The organism is Methanocalculus taiwanensis (genome assembly GCF_024372745.1).
Lineage (GTDB): Archaea > Halobacteriota > Methanomicrobia > Methanomicrobiales > Methanocorpusculaceae > Methanocalculus > Methanocalculus taiwanensis.
Map to the genome: position 1 here is coordinate 1 of NZ_VOTZ01000067.1, position 1231 is coordinate 1231.

Annotated in this window: 1 protein-coding gene; it reads right to left on the bottom strand. The window is 46.1% G+C overall.

All coding sequences use genetic code 11. The annotated features are described in order from the left end of the window. Positions 1–25 precede the first annotated feature (25 nt). Positions 26–1153, bottom strand: coding sequence for an IS256 family transposase (locus FTO68_RS11810; RefSeq protein ID WP_255333612.1), 1128 nt, complete (start codon positions 1151–1153; stop codon positions 26–28). Positions 1154–1231: the final 78 nt, after the last annotated feature.

The window sequence follows — 1231 nt, forward strand, 5'->3', positions numbered from 1 at the left end:
CTCTGACCCTGCTCTCCTTGGTTGATCATTCTCTCTCGTCCGACAAATATCTTCTGCCTGTAACCCACTCTTCGTTGATGTCCATTAGGATAGCTCCTATGAGTCTAAGGAGGGACTCGTCATTCGGAAACACCCCTGCAACCCTTGTTCTCCGTTTCAACTCTTTATTCATCCTCTCCATCATATTTGTCGTTTTGATTTTCTTCCAGTGTTCTTTTGGAAACGCAGTATAATTCAGAAGACCGGGGATGAATCTCTCGATAGTATTCGCTGCCTTCCTGTATCCTTTGTCATTTAACTCATCTGCAAGAGCCTGAAGCCTTTCCTCACTACCATAGGCATCTCTCAGGCATTCACCGATCTCTTTCTGCATCTTTCGCGGGATGTTCTTCAAAACTGCTCGTGAGCAATGGACCTGACACATCTGCCAGGATGATCCGAGGAATGCGCCTTCAACAGCCTTCTGGATCCCTTTATGTCCATCAGAAACAACCATTTGAACTCCATCCAATCCTCTTTCCTTGAGGTCTTCGAAGATTGAGAGCCAGAAATCTTCATTCTCGCATGCAGCGATGGTGACTCCGAGAACCTCTCTTCGATAATCTTCACGAATTCCAGCGACAATCAAAGCTGCCTTGTTGACATAGCGAACACCATCTCTGACTTTGAAGTACGATGCATCAACGAAGATATAGGGAATCTTGTGTTCAATGGGTCTCGTGAGGAATGCCTGAACCTGCTCATCAAGATCCCTGGCCATCCGTGATACAGAGGCAGGAGAGAGTTGTTCAATACCAAGATGACTGACAATATCCTGGATCTTCCGTGTCGAAACACCTTGAAGATAGGACTCAACGATAACGTTCACCAACGCCTTCTCAACACGGGAGTATTTCCCAAAAATCTGTGTTTCAAAGGGCATATTCCGGAACTGTGGTTTCTGAAGCGTCGTCTCTCCATATCGGGTTTTAAGCGTCCGTGACTTGTACCCGTTACGGAGAGCCTTGCGTTCATCAGTTCGTTCATAATGACCAGCTCCCGCCTGCTGGAGCGCTTCCATAAGCATCACCTGGTTGAGGAACCAAGTGATCAGATTCTTCATGCCATTCTGATTATCGGAAAGATAATCTTCGATAAATGCATAGGTATCCATGGCCCTGTGTCTCCTTTCTGCAAACAATGGTAGGCTGCAGGGCCAATTTAATTTTTACAGAAGATTTGTTACGTTACC